At 38.6% G+C, this 18352-nt stretch carries 14 protein-coding genes and 1 pseudogene; all 15 read right to left on the reverse strand.

The genetic code is table 11. The features are described 5' to 3' along the window. Positions 1-52 precede the first annotated feature (52 nt). Positions 53-235, reverse strand: coding sequence for a hypothetical protein (locus tag J5A74_00600; GenBank protein QUI95908.1), 183 nt, complete (start codon positions 233-235; stop codon positions 53-55). A gap of 103 nt (positions 236-338) precedes the next feature. Next, positions 339-3245 (reverse strand): hypothetical protein, encoded by a 2907-nt coding sequence (locus tag J5A74_00605; GenBank protein QUI95909.1) that lies wholly within the window; start codon positions 3243-3245, stop codon positions 339-341. After that, on the reverse strand, positions 3235-6567 hold the full coding sequence (locus tag J5A74_00610; GenBank protein ID QUI95910.1) for a UvrD-helicase domain-containing protein: 3333 nt from the start codon (positions 6565-6567) through the stop codon (positions 3235-3237). The genes J5A74_00605 and J5A74_00610 overlap by 11 nt, the downstream gene beginning before the upstream one ends. Positions 6568-6597: 30 nt before the next feature. Next, entirely contained in the window at positions 6598-6702 is a 105-nt protein-coding gene (locus J5A74_00615) for a hypothetical protein (protein QUI95911.1), read from the reverse strand. Between the two features lie 237 nt (positions 6703-6939). Next, positions 6940-7522: pseudogene (locus J5A74_00620) on the reverse strand (aldo/keto reductase). A 16-nt stretch (positions 7523-7538) separates the two neighbouring features. Then, on the reverse strand, positions 7539-7736 hold the full coding sequence (locus tag J5A74_00625; GenBank protein QUI95912.1) for a hypothetical protein: 198 nt from the start codon (positions 7734-7736) through the stop codon (positions 7539-7541). Continuing rightward, positions 7733-8224 carry a hypothetical protein gene (locus J5A74_00630; GenBank protein QUI95913.1) on the reverse strand — a complete coding sequence of 164 codons (492 nt, stop codon included), beginning with the start codon at positions 8222-8224 and terminating at the stop codon, positions 7733-7735. The genes J5A74_00625 and J5A74_00630 overlap by 4 nt, the downstream gene beginning before the upstream one ends. A 453-nt stretch (positions 8225-8677) precedes the next feature. Next, positions 8678-10666, reverse strand: coding sequence for a lysine--tRNA ligase (gene lysS, locus J5A74_00635; protein ID QUI95914.1), 1989 nt, complete (start codon positions 10664-10666; stop codon positions 8678-8680). A 21-nt stretch (positions 10667-10687) separates the two neighbouring features. Then, the gene (gene greA / locus J5A74_00640) at positions 10688-11167 is read right to left on the reverse strand and encodes a transcription elongation factor GreA (GenBank protein QUI95915.1); all 480 of its coding nucleotides are present in this window, start codon (positions 11165-11167) and stop codon (positions 10688-10690) included. 70 nt (positions 11168-11237) lie between these two features. Further along, on the reverse strand, positions 11238-12206 hold the full coding sequence (dusB, locus tag J5A74_00645; protein ID QUI95916.1) for a tRNA dihydrouridine synthase DusB: 969 nt from the start codon (positions 12204-12206) through the stop codon (positions 11238-11240). Then, on the reverse strand, positions 12190-12552 hold the full coding sequence (locus J5A74_00650) for a hypothetical protein (GenBank protein QUI95917.1): 363 nt from the start codon (positions 12550-12552) through the stop codon (positions 12190-12192). The genes dusB and J5A74_00650 overlap by 17 nt, the downstream gene beginning before the upstream one ends. Positions 12553-12554: 2 nt before the next feature. Further along, on the reverse strand, positions 12555-13529 hold the full coding sequence (gene pfkA, locus J5A74_00655; protein QUI95918.1) for a 6-phosphofructokinase: 975 nt from the start codon (positions 13527-13529) through the stop codon (positions 12555-12557). 57 nt (positions 13530-13586) lie between these two features. Continuing rightward, positions 13587-17063, reverse strand: coding sequence for a DNA polymerase III subunit alpha (locus J5A74_00660; protein QUI95919.1), 3477 nt, complete (start codon positions 17061-17063; stop codon positions 13587-13589). Positions 17064-17132: 69 nt separating this feature from the next. After that, positions 17133-17387, reverse strand: a complete 255-nt coding sequence (locus J5A74_00665; GenBank protein ID QUI95920.1) for an HPr family phosphocarrier protein — start codon at positions 17385-17387, stop codon at positions 17133-17135. Next, a complete protein-coding gene (whiA, locus tag J5A74_00670) occupies positions 17384-18352 on the reverse strand; it encodes a DNA-binding protein WhiA (protein QUI95921.1) in 969 nt (322 codons plus the stop codon). The genes J5A74_00665 and whiA overlap by 4 nt, the downstream gene beginning before the upstream one ends.

Here is an 18352-nt window from a genome sequence, read left to right on the forward strand (position 1 = left end):
CCCTTTCTCGTCCTTTTGCATCACTCCAATAAAGCGTTGAATTTATGGTTACCTAACCAGATTTATCATCGCATCCATAGCCCATAGCAAGTAAAAAATCCACTACCAGCTTTTCAAAGAAACTCAGATGGCATTCTCTTACTTTCTTAAGCAAGAAATGCTTTAAAACCCCCAAATATCTGTGATATGCTTGTGCCATTTTTTCCTCTGGTAGCAGTTCATCTTCAATGTCCAAAACATATTACAAATTTTCTAGTTCAATAGAAGATGGATTCATATCATCAACTAAGCTATAATTGCATCACATATTGTTCTCTTCTTCATATCCCACATCACCTCTATTTATTCTCTACCACATAGGATTCTAAGCATATACCTTTATTAGGGCAGAAGACACACCAGCTTCCTGCATGTGCCATATTCTCATCAGTATCATTCAAATACTGCAAGGTAGCTTCGATTAATTCTTTCTTCTCCAAAATTGGTATATCATGTAGTCCGTAAATCTTCTTTCCGTCTTCCCACCTTGTTATATTTTCAAATGTCTTATATGGATGTGATTTTGGATAATCCTGACCATTTTCAGCAAATAAAGCATTTCCAAAGTTTTCTCTTAACTGCATATGTGTCCGATCACACTTGTGCACTTTAGTGTCCCCATCACGAAATATGCTATGGACCACATAGTTTTCCGCTCTTCTTTCAAGATCGAGAATCTCCGTTTCTCTAAAGAACGGGAAATATGGTCTCATTTTTTTAGATTCTGCCCCTACCACAGACGACAATACTCTTTTGGCATCATTCATCGGCTCGTTATCAAGCTGTTGCCATACACTTTTTATCAGTAAATTCTCATAAAGTTTCTGGAACAAGAATTTCCCTGAAAAAATAGGCTGTGGATTCAATACAAAATCAAACAGATATCTGTATGGGCACAAAAACATATCTGCCATTTGTTCCGGTGCATAAGTCATTGAAATAATCGGTTCTGTTCCGAACTCTATTCTGATCACATTATCACAGTCACCCATCCTTTCCCCATCAGGACCATCAGCCTTTTCTACGCCAATGAGTTTTAGCATCTCATACAAGTCAGTTGTATTATCTCCATATCTTTTTACAAAGCTGATCTTTGATTCGCATTGGTTGAAATATAGCCCATAAAACAGTGCATATCGCAAGAAATTACTCTTTTCTCCCAAAGCTGCATAATAAACTTGAAACAGTAGCTCTTTAGGATTATATGCTCTTTCAATGAACATCTCTGATAAAGGCCATGGTAACAAGTCATCAATATCTTTATTCATATCTGCATCGGATACGCATGCAAAATGATATACTTTTTTAAATCCTGGTTTATTCTGTGCCTTACTATTTAATACATCACCATCTATCTGTTCGAAATTCTTTACAAACCAATCTGATACTGGTTCTTCTTTTTGCTTTAAGAAGAAATACAATCCTTTACGAAGGTCTTCAAAAGTACCCTCATATTCATCTTCTTTTTTCTTCATCTGGATTATATCCAATTTAGTAAGAAGCTGAGTTATGAGTGTTTTTTCCTCTTCACTAACCAAGGTATCCTGTCTCTCTCTTACAAATTCTTCAAGCCGTTCAAAATGCTTCTTAAAATTAATCTTGTCTTCGGTGGTTCCTGTAAACAGTTTCTTTGCTATCTCATTAATCTCACATATTGCCTTATAAAGATTATCAAAATCATTTGCAGTAATCTTATATGTATTATATATGTTCATTGCTTTAAGTGAAAAAGCAATCGAACCCTGATTTGAACTAGATACCTGAGAATAAGCATTCTTATACTTTTTGCCAATAATCCTATCAAAATCCTCAACTGTCTCAACATGTTCAAATAAAGGCTGAACATTCATCAATGTTTTAAGTAGTGCTTCAGCACTATACTTTGAAAGAATACCGGAATTAACGCATTCCCTCAGAAAGTCGTAATCCAGTCCAAGACTTTGAGTGTCTGGATCCCACATAGCATAAAGGGCAGTAAAAAACTGTCCTACTGGATAAGCGAGAAAATGTCTGTTTCTGGCATACTCAGGATGATACACCTGAAGTAAGTCATCGACATCCTTATTAGCTGTATATACAACTTCCTGCATTTTTCTTAAAATCGCCGCAGTTCCTGCATTTTTCTTAAAAGGCTTTTCAGATAACGACATTGTATCACTCATGCTTGCTTCAGCTTCCATAAACTCATCAGAAATATACCCAGCATATTCCGAAATGTTATCAAATTCCTGTACCCTAACATCTTTATACAGATCATAGTTATCTCTCATCCTTTTGTCAGTTCGAGATACCGTCTCTTCACATAATAATCCAAAATTACTTGCTATAGCATTTCCAGGTCTCTTAAACTGACCTATTGGAACATACGAGCCAACATTTCTGTCATGGTGTATAGGTGTGTTAAACTGCTGGTAAATATAAGTCCATGATGAATATATTTCCTTAAACTCAGGAACATAATTGTGTACGAAAATAACCTCCACACCTAACTTATCCAAGTGGGTTATAAAACGCAATTGAAGAGGCGTGAACTGATGTATTCCATGAATAACAATATGCTTGCCATCCCAATGATTTGTGCTTTCAATCATACGATCAAGCAGCTTCTCTTCCTGTTTCCAAAGCTTACTATCATCTGTATCCTTATACTCATTTCTTATGGTCTCCTTCTCAACCTTTTCATCCTCAGCCTGTTTTTTTAACATAGATATAATCTCTGGTAAATTAGGCATTTTGGGCAGTTTAAAGAGTCTCTCATTCTCAGTTATCTTCAGCATATATGCAAACAGTCTATGTTCCATACTCAGACCGTCTGTTTTTAACGATGAAGAATCTATGCCCAGTTCAATGAACAACCGCAGTGAATCAAGCATTTCATCTTTGTTGTGAGTCAATGCAATATACAAATCATCAGATAGTTTCTTATTCTGATTCCATCTTCTATACACTGCACTCAGCTCGCTGTATTGAAGGATTCGCACTCCAATGTCATTAGTCCATGTCCTAAAGATTTTTTCGTTTACAATATCATCAATAGGACATATCAGAGACTCTATATCCTCTCTCATTACACTTATAAGACCATTTACCAATGTTCTGGATGCACACAACTGAGGATAATCTTTAATATGGTCAACATTACCATTCCAAAAGTCTGTCTCTCTTATCCTATATGGGTCTGCATAAGTATAGATTTTATAAGCCATTATTCTTATCCTCCCATATAAGATTTTGCCAGCATTTACCATTCTTTCCGTTTAGAGCTATCCAAGAAAATGTTCTTATGGCTCTCGTCATTGCAACATATAAGATACGTGTTTCTTCTCTCATTCGTTCGCTTTTTTCCATACTTTCATCAAAATAATCATTCTGGTATATGTCCTGGTATCTGTCATCATCTGTTTTTGTTTTAATTTGATATCCGACCTTTATTCCAGATTCATTCACAACAGAAACATTAATAGTAGACTGCTTCATAATATTGATTGCATCTGAACAGTAAGGTAAAATAACTGAACCATATTCCAACCCTTTCGATTTATGTACAGTTACACATTTAATAACACATTCTTGTCCTTTTGCATCTGGAAGACGGCTATCCACATTTTTTACACCGACTATGTTCGCAGTTAATCTATCCACAAGCGAATTAATCGACAAAGAATCCATGTTTGCTGCCTTAATCAGTTCTTCTAAAAGCATATCCACATTCAGTCGATAATTGTCCCGCTTCCATTTGCTGTCTTGTCCATAATGTACCCACGGCTTCAAAATACTGTATATTTTTCTCATCACTTGAAGAACCGGCATCACTCTTAGAGCTCGGATGATATTATTCCAGTTTTTCCATTGATCACCTTCTGCAACAGACAGTTTCATATCTATCATCTTCTGTAACTTTCTTGCTTGAGAAGTATCTTGAATCTTTGATTTCTTCCAACCAGATTTTTTATCGTTCTCTCGAATCTGATACATTCTTGATTTACTCATTCCGCCGCCTATAAAATTGGACGAAACGAAGGCGAATAGATAATCGGATTCATCATAATGCAAGAGTGCATTCGCCAAAGTAAGCATATCAAGAGCAGGTGCTGACATATACAAATCACCACCAGTATTTGTAAGCACCTCATACCCCTTCTCCTTTCCTCCCTGCTTAATAAATTCCGCTTGCCAGTTTTCTCTTACAAGAATAGCAATTTCTTTATCCTTATCTGACAAAGCTATTCCTTGACCTTCCAAGCTCTTGATCCTTTCTTTTATTCTGTTTACTTCCTCAAATACCGCTGAAATCCTATCTTCCTCAGCAGCAATCGAAATCTTTTTATAAAATTCTGATGGGTTTGTACTTCGGTTATAATCACGAGTACCAATCAGTCTATCTGTATTGAAGCCTGTAGCATTTTCCTTATATATCAATAATGGTTCACCACCCTCGGTCCTGTTTCCCAAATCAGAGAATGTTGAATGGAATACATCTAACAACTGAGCGTCCGTTCTATAATTTTTATAAAGAGAATATATTTGCCATTCAGGACTATTATCTACTCCAAGCCGCTTAAATGCATTCTCTTTGGCACCTCTAAACCTATAAATACATTGCTTTACATCGCCTACCACAAACAGCTTGTACTGTAACAATTTTGCAATCTGCAAAATGGCATCAATCTGGACATCATCAGTATCCTGGAACTCATCAACAAACATATACTGCGGTCTTCCAGTCTGCATTTTTATAAGTCTTTCAACATTTTCTTTCCTTTCAATACATAACTGAAGCGTAGACATCATATTATTCAAATGAATTTTATTCTGCTTCTTTAAATATATGTCCAATTCCCTCTCAACCTTGGGGATGATATCCTGAATAAGTTTATGAAACTCTCCATCAATTCCTCCGGAAACCATTTCTCCAAAATTTTCTGCTTTCAACTGTCTCACATCTATACTCTGATTATGAAGCCTTGTAAGAATGTTCAGTATATCCTTGTTAATCAGATAAATTGGCATCCCAAGTTTCTTAACATATGAATCACCATATTCCCTCTGTTTTTGAGATATATATTGGTCAACTAAATCAGCTATAATCTGCTTTATCTTATAGTCACCAGAAGTAACCGATATGTCTGTTCCATATCCTAACTCAATTCCAAGAACAGAGATGATTTTCTTCGCATATGAGTGAATTGTACTTATCTGCATTCCCTCTATCTGATTGATAAAGGCAAGGCAGTCACTATCTCCTGTAAGCAGATAGTAATTATTGAAATGCTGCCTGATCTTATCTTCCATCTGATTAGCAGCATCATCAGTAAATGTAATCATTACAATTCTTTTTGCCATTTCCTTCATGGAGCAGTTTTGGATATGACATATGTATGCAATCCTTGAAATCATCGTGAAGGTCTTTCCTGTTCCGGCACCGGCCTTGACGACAATATTTTTAGTGGAATCTGTATGTTCAATCCTATACTGTTCAAGATTGAAATTGCACATTTTGTCAATTTGCTTCATTACCACAAACTTTTTCTCGGTAATGTTTTTTCCGTCTTCAATGACAAATAACGATTCCCCCATATCCAACGGAGACACCGAATATACCACACAATTAAACACTTGGAATGTTGTTATCCCTGAGATCTTCTTTTCCTTGCTCTGCCCTTCAAAGTTGATTTTTAGATTTAAGCCTTCTGCAACAAGTCCTTTTTCAATGATTACACCCTTAATAGCCTCCGCTATTATCGCCAAATCTCCTGGCTCTTCCGTTATGATATAAAGCTTTGTTCCCACACTGTATGCCTTAGTCAGCCTTTTCTTTATGTCATCATTCATATCAGAATGTGGAATATAGGCAAACAAAGAATACGCCGATTTGATAGGGCTTTCTGCATCCTTTATCAAATCCATGTTCTCTATCGTTATATCCTCAATATTCAAATCTGTTTCAAATATCTTCCGAACTCTATACATTAACTCTGGGGTAAAATCAGCACAATGACTCAATGCACCCCTATGGTTTTTGATTCCAAGATTCATTTTCTCGTAAAAGGCTTTCTTGGAATCAAGATCTTCTCTCAAAATCGTAGATTCAAATTCACAGACCGTTTCTATGCCTTTGTTATCATAATTGTCTTTTGATAGATTAGGAAAGGCTACCATATCATAGATTAAAGGTATCTTTCCGGTCTTTTGCCGAATTTTGCTACGCATTTTATATACATAATCTCTGGCTTGAGAAGTAGGGTTTTCTATACTCTCTCCCTCTTCACCAGTTTCTGCATCTTTTGTCTTAATCAAAATCGAATCACCATTTTTTACTTCCTTTATGGTGTCCAGTCTCCATGACTTAACTTCAAAAATGATGATGCCTATTTTGGGAGCGAGAAGGCATACATCAAATTGAGCACCAAATATGGGACGGTTTCTATATATCACATAAGAATCATCAAAGTATTCCTTCAATTTCTTTATCAAATAATCCTCTCCCCAGTTATCACTCTGAAGATCCGAGCCAATAAACTTTGCCATACTTAAACCTCTCCTTTGAAAGGATTCTCCTTATTTTTCATTCGGAAGAATTTCTACCACACCGTCAATTTCACAATCTAATGTGCCACAAATCTTGACCATAACTTTCATAGTCACATTCTCATTATTAGCCAACTTAGTTATAGTAGTGCTTCCTATGCCATCTATGTACTAAACTATACTCAATAACACCTGTCTATAATCCACTATAATACAGTATAGCATATTCTTCCAATTTTAGAGATAAAATGTTGTGGTTTTAGGATCCCTCTTGTTCATATGTAAAAAAGGGCATCCAACACTATTTCGTGTTAAATGCCGCGTATTCCTATTAACGAATGTCTAACAGAATCTCCACTTTCCACTTTGATTTTAATTTATTTCAAATATGATCCTAAACCCACCTTTATCTCTCATAAGTCGGCTACCAATTGACAAATTGAGTGAGTTGCTCATCTGTGTATGCCATCTCAAAATAATCTGTGCAGATGATTTTCCATACTTTTCTCCCAATTTTGTAAAGACAGGTTCGTTAATAAGAGCTTTGTCGCCATGGACCAATGGATACCAAGCCATAATTTTAATTCCATATTTGTCCAAGATCTTTCTAAGCTCCTTTTGTGTAAAATATGGATGTGCCTCTACTTGAATAAATTGAGGAACTACTTCCCATTTTTGTTCAAGTTCAGCAAGATACTTTCCCTCAAAATTAGAAATTCCAATTGCCTTGGCATTTCCCGCTCTATAAGCCTTTTCAAGCTGCCTATATCCAGCAAGCCAATCACCTGCTGGCTGATGAATATAGAGAAGATCAACATAATCAACTCTATTCTGTAGGCCAAAGTTTTGTTGAAAGAAAAACATCTTCTCTCTTCGTGCTTGACTCTTTTATTCCTCTTCCTACAGCTCGCTCATTCACATAGGCATTTTCTGTATCTACAAGAAAATAGCCCATGTTTATTTTTTCACCCTTACCACTCCTTGTTTCGCTCTACAATTTTCTCAGCAAAATTCATTTGAATTTCTCCCGAGTAAAGGGTTTCCAAGTGTGCCTTCATATCCTTTACTTCCTGCTCTGTGACATTAATAAGCTTGCTATTGGTGCAATATGGCTTTCTGCACAGGGCTTGTACATCTTTTTTTGTTAGTTGTGTAATTGGCTGTTTCATCTCGAATTCCTCCAGTCCACAAGAATTTTTCTAATCTGCACAAGTTTTTCGCTTTCCTTGTCCATCAGCATCATTTCTGTAAAGATCTTTGCCATTTCTGGTAAGTCAACCTCTGCTTCTCTGACACCATCAGATTTAATACTGACTAATGCCTGCTTTAGGACTTCAAGATAATTAGCCTGCAACAGTTGTAATAGGTACTGAGTCTGCAACACCTTTAGGGTATCAATTTGCCCAAGAATATCTTTCTTCACCTGTTCAAGCTTTGCCGCAGTTATTTCATCATAGCGAGCCTGAAAGCTTGTAAATACAGGAGTGTCTTCACCCTTTTTAACATTGCTAAGCAGCACCTGTATTTCCTTCCAATTAGAGATATTCTGTGCCACATCAACCATCCGAACAAAGACCGCAGATCTTGACATATCCTGTGCAGAATCCAATCTTTTTATTTCATATTCCTGTGCAGCATGCTTCCAATTACATTTCACATTAAATAATACCATATTTCTATTGCCTTTCTAAATATTTATTAGGTATTTTAAAACTACCTATAAACCATTATATGCTTTTAAAGGTATTTTGTCAATACCTAATTAACACTTTAAAGGTGTTGAAAAAAATATCTTATGGTGTACGAAACTTTAAATATTCTAGAAACAGAATTTTAATGGCAATGGCTTAAAAAGAAGTAGGGACGAGTTTTTTGTGGTACAAAAATATCCCTAACCAAAACAGATATAGGGTATTCTATAGACCTGTTAGAAAAAACTATGCAATTCCTTCAGAAAGAGTGGGTTGAAAATCAACCCGACAAAGAACCGAAAAAAGCACCTCCTAGATTAACTCTAAGAAGTGCTTTAACGATTCATCATTATTCCCAATTTTGTTGTCAAATTGTCATGTGGTCTTACATCATGGTTTTTGACATTTTATATTTCATTTTAGTACAACTTTGCCCCAGCTGGGATGTGGTTATCCACCATAAGAAGGTGAAGCTCCTCGCCGTCTCCCTCCTTAAACTCGCTCACTGCAGAAAGCAGCATGCCACAGGACTCGATGCCCATCATTGCTCTCGGTGGGAGATTGGTAATGGCAATCAGGGTCTTTCCAATCAATTCCTCTGGCTCATAAAATGCATGGATACCAGAAAGAATCGTCCTGTCTTTACCTGAACCATCATCCAAAGTAAATTGAAGAAGCTTCTTTGACTTTGGTACTGCGGCACAATCCTTTACCTTTACTGCTCTAAAGTCAGACTTACTAAAGGTTTCAAAGTCCACACTCTCTTCAAAAAGTGGCTCAATCTTGACATTACTAAAATCAATTTGATTATTTGGTGTAAAGAAGCCCGTCTTTGACTCCTCTGCTTTGTTCTCATCTGCTTCCTTTTCACTTCCCTCACCTGCTGGCTTTGACAAACTCTTCATTGTAGGGAAGAGAAGTACATCTCGAATTGCTGGTGAGTTGGTAAGAAGCATCACAAGCCTGTCGATACCATAGCCAATACCACCTGTTGGCGGCATACCAATCTCAAGGGCATTTAAGAAGTCCTCGTCGGTGTGATTGGCCTCGTCATCACCTGCTGCAAATGCTGCCTCCTGTGCGGCGAAACGCTCCCTCTGGTCAATTGGATCATTGAGCTCTGAGTAGGCATTGGCCATCTCACGGCCATAGATATAGAGCTCAAATCGCTCTACCTTTGATGGATCAGAAGGCTTTTTCTTTGTCAATGGAGAAATCTCAACCGGATGATCTGTGACAAATGTTGGCTGAATTAATTTCTCCTCAACAAATTCTTCAAAGAATAAATTTAGGATATCTCCCTTTTGGTGACGCTCCTCAAATGTAATATTTTTCTCCTTGGCAATGGCTCTTGCCTCTTCAAGGGTCTCAATGGCATCAAAGTCAACGCCTGCATATTTCTTTACAGCATCGATCATTGTGATTCGTTCAAAAGGCTTTCCCAAATCGATCATTGCCTCAGCATAAGGAATGGTTGTTGAACCGCACACCGTCTGTGCGAGATGACGAAACATTCTCTCTGTCAAATCCATCATTCCATTGTAATCCGTATAGGCCTGATATAATTCCATTAAAGTAAACTCAGGATTGTGTCTTGTGTCCACTCCTTCATTTCTAAAAACACGACCAATCTCATAGACTCTCTCAAGACCACCGACAATTAATCTCTTTAAGTAAAGCTCAAGTGAAATGCGAAGCTTCACATCCTCATCGAGGGCGTTGTAATGGGTATTAAATGGTCTAGCTGCTGCACCACCTGCGTTGCTCACTAACATTGGTGTCTCCACTTCCATAAAGTTCTCGCCATCGAGGAATTTTCTGATTTCAGAGATAATCCTTGACCTCTTGATAAATGTATCCTTTACTTCAGGATTCATAATCAAATCAACATATCTTTGGCGATATCTTGTGTCCGTATCTGTAAGACCATGGAACTTTTCTGGGAGTGGCTTTAAGCTCTTTGACAAAAGCACAACTTTTACAGCATGAATACTGCATTCTCCTGTCTTTGTCTTAAATACCGTTCCCTCAACACCAACAATGTCTCCAATATCCAACTTCTTAAAGGCAGCATACTCATCTGTTCCAATCGCATCTCTAGCGACATAAGATTGAATCTTTCCTTCTTTATCTTGGATATGGCAAAAAGAAGCCTTTCCCATAACACGCTTTGACATCAGTCGTCCTGCAATGCGCACTAGGATAGGCTCTTGACCTTCTTTTGTCTCCAATGTTTCAAAATTTTCAATAATCTCTTGGCTGTGATGGGTCACATCAAACTTTGTTATCTGATAAGGGTCATTTCCCTCGGCCTGCAAAGCTGCAAGCTTGTCTCTTCTTGCCTGAAGAATATGGTTTAACTCTTCGGTGGTAATTTCCTTTTCATTTTGCTGATTTGTATCTGCCACGCCTGTTCTCCTTTACTCTATCTATACTCTGTGGATGTCCAATACCTTGTACTTAATTGGTCCAGCCTGTGTTTCTACCTCAACAATATCGCCCACTCTCTTCTTTAAGAGTGCCCGACCTACTGGAGATTCATTGCTGATTTTTCCTTCTAGAGAATTGGCCTCTGTAGAGCCCACAATCTTATAGGTCATCTCGTCATCATATTCCATATCAAGAAGGGTGACATTGCAACCAATGCTAATGGTATCCAAATCGACCTCTTCTTCAACAACAACTTCGGCATTCTTTAGAAGAGTCTCCAGCTCCTCAATTCTTGCCTCAATATCTCTTTGCTCGTCCTTTGCTGCATCATACTCTGCATTCTCTGACAAGTCTCCCTGTTCTCTTGCTTCCTTAATCTTTCCAGCAATCTCTTTTCTCTGGTTTACCTTAAGGTCTTGTAATTCCTCCTCATATTTCTTTAAACCTTCATAGGTCAAAATATGCTTCTTATCCGCCATTTTTTTCTCCTTATAAGCGCAACTATGCGTTAATTATATCGAAATATTATACCTTTAGGACATAGGAATGTCAAGAAAACAACTGCTTTAAGAGCTTTTCAAGCTCTACATAACTTTCAATATGGTTGACTTGATTTCGAAATGCAGAAGATCCCTTCATCCCATGAGTATACCACGCAATATGCTTTCTCATTTGTCGTATGCCCATATACTCCCCATCGTACTCTATTTGCATTCTTGTCTGTCGCAAGATCATATCTGCAATCTCAGGAAGCGAAATGGGATCCATCTTTGTGCCATCCTCTAAGTATTGTAACACCGCCCGAAATATCCAAGGATTTCCCTGTGCACCTCTGGCAATCATCACCCCATCACAACCTGTCTCTTCCACGAGTTGCTTTGCTGATGGTCCATCGATCACATCACCATTTCCAATGACAGGAATCGACACTGCCCGCTTGACATCGGCAATAATTCTCCAATCCGCCTTGCCAGAATAATATTGCTCTCTTGTTCTTCCATGCACAGCAATGGCCGATACTCCTGCTGCCTGAGCAGCTTTTGCCACCTCCACGGCATTGATATGTTGTTCATCAAAGCCCTTTCGTATTTTGACAGTCACTGGCTTTTTTACCTTAGATACCATATTTTGTAATATTTGATAGACCAAGTCCGGATTTTTCATTAATGCCGATCCCTCATGATTATTGACAATTTTGGGCACTGGACATCCCATGTTGACATCAATCATATCCCACGGTCCGTCTTCAATTTGATGAGCAATATCTCCCATCAATTCGGGGTCTGAACCAAAGAGCTGAATGGCCAATGGATTTTCTCTCTCATCCGACTTCATCAATCCAAAAGTATTTTTATTTTTATAAGAAATGGCCTTTGCACTGACCATTTCTGTGCACACAAGAGAGCATCCTTGCTCTTTACAGAGCAGACGAAATGGCAGGTCTGTCACCCCTGCCATTGGTCCAAGACATAAGCCTCCCTCGATGTTTATATCTCCAATCTTAAACTGTAACTTCATCAATATCTTGTTTCAAAAATACAACACGGTAGTAGAGCTCTAATTGCTCCATCAGCTCTTCCTTTTCCCTTTGAAATTTTGAGATATGTAAACCGCTCTCAATTTCATCAAAGAGATAATCGCCATCATCTACACGAACGGTAAATTTGATATTGCCTTTCTCATCAAATTCTACTGTGAAAATTCCACCTGCCTCTTCGGCAAAAGTCACACACATCATTTGCAACTCATTCCGAATGGACTCTGGCAATTGAGCAAAATCCGGATTGAAGTAGTACTTTTGCTCATAGGAATTTGCCCCGCATAGCACAACATTTTCTGTTGTTCTATTCAATCCTTCACTCATTTTTAGCGCACCAATAATTTGGCAATTCTGTACTGATCCTCAGAAATGTCCTTCTTCATTGCCAATGCTTCCTGAATATCATAATCTACATACTCGCCATGGCGATAAGCAATGACACGATTTGACTTTCCTTCAATCAACTTCTCCACAGCCTTTGCACCCATAATCGAAGCATAAACTCTGTCCTTGCAAGTTGGTGCACCACCTCTTTGCATATGTCCAAGGATGGTTGCTCTCGTTTCAATTCCTGTTGCTGCCTCAATTCTCTTTGCCATAGAATTTGAATGTCCAATTCCCTCGGCATTGATAATGATGTGATGCTTCTTTCCACGCTTTCTGTTTTCAATAATGCGGTTGATCAATGCCTGCTCATCGCCATCATAGTGCTCTGGCAAAAGAATATCTTCTGCACCATTGGCAATACCACACCACAATGCAATATATCCTGCACTTCTTCCCATAACCTCGATAATACTGCATCGCTCATGAGATGTCGAAGTATCTCTAACCTTATCAATAGCTTCCATAGCTGTGTTTACTGCTGTATCAAAACCAATGGTATAATCTGTGCAGGCAATATCTAAGTCAATGGTGCCTGGAAGTCCAATGGTATTGATGCCAAGTGCTGAAAGTTTTCCTGCTCCTTGGAATGAACCATCACCACCAATAACTACAATTCCATCAATGCCATGTTTTCTACAAATCTCAGCACCCTTTTGCTGACCTTCTGCAGTCACAAATTCCTTACATCTTGCTGTGTATAAGATGGTTCCACCGCGATGAATAATATCTGCAACACTGGTTCCATCCATATCTACAATCTCTTCTTCCAAAAGACCTGCATAACCTCTCATAATTCCCTTTACAGTGATACCATTATGGATTGCTGTGCGGACAACGGCACGAATAGCCGCATTCATTCCTGGTGCGTCACCACCACTTGTTAATACACCAATTGTTTTAATTGCTTTTGACATATCTATAGCCCTCCTCATTGATAACTAACTCAATATGCTTTTCATTCTAATTCATTTTTACAGCGTTTTCAAGCGTTTTGTTACTATTTTGACATTTTCTTGACCAAGTATTTCCTCAAACCTCGATTTTAAGCCATCTGTAAGAGCAATTAAATATCTCTCTCCAAGAAATTTTTTTGCATGCTCCTTCTTGAGATAAATATAAACTCCGTCTATTCCACTTTGAGCTTGCTGTAAAATCTCCGTCATCTCTTTCTCTCGGGCAGCAAAATCCTCTTTATCGGCATATTGCAGCCACAATTCCTTGCCCGTCTGATCAAATGGCAATATTTTTTCGCCAATCAGCTGTCCAACCCCATCTTCTTGGATCTGTACACGCCCCTCAACATACACTCTCGCTTCCTCGTTGAGGTACTTTTTAGTCTGCTCATAGATTTTTGGAAATACAATGACTTCAACACTCCCCACCATGTCTTCCAACTCGACAAAGGCCATCATCTGCATCTTCTTTGTCATCATTTTTTTCATGGATGTAATCATTCCACCAATAATCACTTTTTGACCATCACTCAGTTTTGCTTCATTGCTCTCCTCATCAATGGCAAAGTCACTGGTTTTTGCTGTCACATTTTTTTCCATCTCATCAGCATAATCTTCCAAGGGATGACCGCTAATATAGATACCGAGAGTCTCCTTTTCAAAGAGTAAAATTTGTTCTCGACTCAATTCTTGGACCTCAGGCATTTGAACTTGAAAGCTTTTTTTATCTTCTTCTGTGGCAAAATCAAATAGTGACATCTGTCCCGAAATCACATTTTTTTGATTTTTGCTCTTGTTATTAAGAACTTGAGATACAATCTGCAATTTTTGATTTCGATTGCCCTCTAAGCTATCCACTGCACCCGATTTAATAAAGTTTTCTAGTGTTCGCCGATTGACCTCTTTATTACTTGTCCTCTCCACTAAATCCTCAAGAGAATGAAACTTTCCCCCTTCTTTCCTTATGCGTATAATTTCATCAGACACCGAAATGCCCACACCTTTAATTGCTGACAGTCCAAAGCGAATGCCCCCCTCAGCCACTGAAAATTTGCTCTCTCCCTCATTGATATCTGGTGGCAAAATGGCAATGCCCATCTGTCTACAGCTCAAAATGTACTCGGACACCTTTGTTGTATTGTCCATCACTGATGTCAAAAGAGAAGCCATAAATTCCTTTGGATAATAATACTTTAAATAGGCCGTCTGATAAGAAATATAGGCATAGCAAGCGGCATGAGACTTATTAAAGGCATACTTAGCAAAATCAATCATTTCGTCAAAAATTCGATTGGCCACATCTTCCTTTATTCCATTGGCAATGCATCCTTTTACACCCTCTTCCTCGTTGCCATAGACAAAGTTTTTTCTTTCTTTTTCCATGACCGATGCCTTCTTTTTGCTCATCGCTCGGCGAACCATATCACTTCTGCCCAGTGTATATCCTGCCAAATCTCGAACAATCTGCATTACCTGCTCCTGATAAACAATGCATCCATAGGTCGGTGATAAAATGCTCTCAAGCTGTGGACAATCGTAGACAATTTCTCCTCGGTGATCCTTTCCCTTAATATACTTTGGAATAAAATCCATTGGACCTGGACGATATAAAGAAATGCCCGCAATCACATCTTCTAAAGACTCCGGACGAAGCTCCTTCATAAAGCTTTGCATGCCACTGCTCTCAATCTGAAATACACCCTCGGTCTTTCCTGTACATATCGCATCATAGACCTTTTTATCATTGTAATCAATGGCTAACATGTCCAGCTTTTTGCCATAATTTCTTTCAATTTGATCTACGGTATTTTGAATAACGGTCAATGTGCGAAGCCCCAAAAAGTCCATCTTCAATAGGCCAAGTTCTTCCAAGGTAGTCATCGTAAATTGTGTGGTGATCGATCCATCACTCGCTCTAGAAAGTGGAACATACTCATCCACTTCTTTTTTAGAAATCACAACACCTGCGGCATGCATGGAGGAATGTCTTGGTAGTCCTTCCAATTTTCTACTCATATCCACAAGATTTTTAATTTCTGGATCGCTCTCATAAACTTCCCTAAATTCCTTGCTCAATTTTAAGGAAAGATCAAGCGTAATCCCCAGCTCCTTTGGAACTAACTTCGCAATTTGGTCGCACTTTGCATAGGGAATGTCAAGAGCCCTTCCGACATCTCGAAGAACACCCTTGGCCGCCATGGTACCAAAAGTCACAATCTGGCACACACGATCTTTTCCATATTTTTCAACAACATAGTTAATTACTTCCTGGCGACGTTCATAACAAAAATCCACATCAATATCTGGCATGGAAACTCGCTCTGGATTTAAAAATCGCTCAAATAGAAGCTGATATTTGAGTGGATCAATGTCGGTGATGCCAAGGCAATAAGAAACAATGCTTCCTGCTGCCGAACCTCTTCCCGGTCCCACTGCAATGCCATGAGATTTTGCATAGTGAATATAATCCCACACAATCAAAAAATAATCCACATATCCCATTTTTTCAATGATGCCAAGCTCATACCGCATTCGCTCCCAGATTTCATCATTAGCATCGTGATATCTTCTTTTTAATCCTTCTTCACAAAGCTTTGAAAGATAGGAAACTGCAGTCTCGTTTTCTGGCACAGGATATTCTGGCAACTTCGTCACTCCAAATTCGATCTCTACATTACAGCGGTCAGCAATTTTTTGTGTATTTTCAATTGCTTCTGGAGCATAGGGAAAGATTTCTTTCATCTCTTCCTCGGACCGCAAATAAAACTCTCCCTCTTTGTAACGCATACGGTCTTCATCCATCACCTTTTTTGCTGTCTGTATGCACAGCAAGATGTCATGTGCCTCCCAGTCCTCCTTATTGATGTAGTGAACATCATTGGTGACCACAAGGTCAATTCCTGTCTCCTTACTCAGTCTGACCAACTGTTGATTGACAATCTTTTGTTCAAAAATCCCATGGTCTTGTAATTCCAAGAAAAAGTTTCCTTCTCCAAAGATATCTCGATACTCCAATGCCTTTTTCTTTGCCTCATCATAGAGACCTCTTGCCAAAAGTTTGGGTATCTCTCCCGCAAGACAGGCCGAAAGAGCAATGATGCCTTCATGGTATTCTCTCAACAGTTCAATATCTATTCGTGGTTTATAATAAAAACCTTCCACAAATCCCTTAGATACAATTTTCATCAAGTTGGCATAACCTGTATTATTTTCTGCCAAAAGAATCAAATGATAGTAGCGATCTCCACTATTTTCTCTGTTTTCTCTATCAAATCGAGAACCTGGTGCCACATAGACTTCACAGCCAAGAATGGGTTTAATTCCCACTTCCTTTGCCGCACGATAAAAATCAATCACACCATACATCACACCATGATCGGTAATCGCAAGCGAATCCATTCCCAGATCCTTTGCTCGACGAACGAGTTCCTTAATCTTACTCGACCCATCTAGAAGTGAATATTCGGTATGTGTGTGTAAATGTGTAAACGCCATCTTCCTTCCTTTCCCGTTTGTAAAAATAAAGAGCTGCATCGAATATCGACCAACTCTTTACTATTTACACTATTGGTTTGTTAAATATGACTCTATTCCTGTGACGGCCGCTCGTTCATCCTCACCATCAGCTAGTACGGTCACTTTCGTGCCATTTTTTAATGCCATTGTCATCATTCCCATAATGCTCTTTGCATTTACCTTCTTATTTTCACTTTCTAGATAAATACTACTTGCAAATTGGCTAGCCAGCTGCACTAACATCGCAATTGGTCTTGCCTCCAATCCACTTTCTAATTCCACAGTAATTGTCTTCTTGATCATGTCCTTTTCTCCTCATCCATTTCTTCTCGGAGCTTGTCCGCCACTTCAGCTAATTTCCGAAGCCTGTGGTTGACTCCGCTCTTTCCCACTGGCGGATTTAAGTAATTGCCCAATATCATTAAATTGGCATCTGGATATTCCAATCTCACCTTTGCCATTTCTTGCAAATTAGGTTTTAATGCATCCAATCCAATTGTTTTGACAATGAGCTCAATATCCGCCTTTTGTTTCAAGTAAGCATTAACCGTCTTGTTAAGATTAGCCGTCTCACAATTGACGGAGCGATTAACTTTATTTCGCATTCCCTTAAGTATACGCACATTCTCAAACTCCATTAAAGAATTTGCCGCTGACATTGTGCGCAGGGCATCGCCAATAAAATCACCCTCCTTCAAATAGACAATATACGACTTCTTTCTCATCACTATCTTAGCTTCCAGATTCAGCTCTTTCATGATGTGCTGAATCTGCATAGCTCGTCCCTTTGTTGGACAGACGATTTCAAAGTGGTATGCTTTCTCTGGGTCCGAAACCGAACCACTCGCTAAGAAAGCACCACGTAAGAAAGCTCTCCTGCAACAACCCTTAGAAACAACTCTATTTTTTTGAAGAGTTAGATCCTCACCAATTCGACCATATTTGTCGATCAATTTTGTACTTTCTAATACCCTCTTTGTATCTTCATCGCTTTTGAGTTTCACTATATAAGTATGTCTGCGATGTAGGAAAGAATTCTTACTAATTGCAATACTCGTCTTTATATTAAATGTTTTCTTGAGCAAAGTAAAGCACTTTCTAGCTGTACCTGCATGCTCTGTAGAGATTGAGAGCATATACTCGTCATTTTCTGAAATATGTACTCTTCCAATAAAGCTCAAAATCCCTGCAAGTTCTGCAATTTGGCTCTCACACTCATCGGGCATTACTCTTGACAATTCATCTTTTACTGATGTTGAATATGACAT

This window comes from Lachnospiraceae bacterium oral taxon 096, assembly GCA_018141845.1.
Taxonomy (GTDB): Bacteria; Bacillota; Clostridia; order Lachnospirales; family Lachnospiraceae; genus F0428.

Excerpts from the sequence above, each read along its gene's own strand:
- pfkA (QUI95918.1), bottom strand. The coding sequence starts at position 13,529 with ATGTCAAAAGCAATTAAAACAATTGGTGTATTAACAAGTGGTGGTGAC.
- J5A74_00625 (QUI95912.1), bottom strand. The coding sequence starts at position 7,736 with ATGAAACAGCCAATTACACAACTAACAAAAAAAGATGTACAAGCCCTG.
- J5A74_00650 (QUI95917.1), bottom strand. The coding sequence starts at position 12,552 with ATGAGTGAAGGATTGAATAGAACAACAGAAAATGTTGTGCTATGCGGG.
- J5A74_00665 (QUI95920.1), bottom strand. The coding sequence starts at position 17,387 with ATGATCAAGAAGACAATTACTGTGGAATTAGAAAGTGGATTGGAGGCA.
- J5A74_00660 (QUI95919.1), bottom strand. The coding sequence starts at position 17,063 with ATGGCGTTTACACATTTACACACACATACCGAATATTCACTTCTAGAT.
- whiA (QUI95921.1), bottom strand. The coding sequence starts at position 18,352 with ATGTCATATTCAACATCAGTAAAAGATGAATTGTCAAGAGTAATGCCC.
- dusB (QUI95916.1), bottom strand. The coding sequence starts at position 12,206 with ATGAAGTTACAGTTTAAGATTGGAGATATAAACATCGAGGGAGGCTTA.
- greA (QUI95915.1), bottom strand. The coding sequence starts at position 11,167 with ATGGCGGATAAGAAGCATATTTTGACCTATGAAGGTTTAAAGAAATAT.
- J5A74_00610 (QUI95910.1), bottom strand. The coding sequence starts at position 6,567 with ATGGCAAAGTTTATTGGCTCGGATCTTCAGAGTGATAACTGGGGAGAG.
- J5A74_00605 (QUI95909.1), bottom strand. The coding sequence starts at position 3,245 with ATGGCTTATAAAATCTATACTTATGCAGACCCATATAGGATAAGAGAG.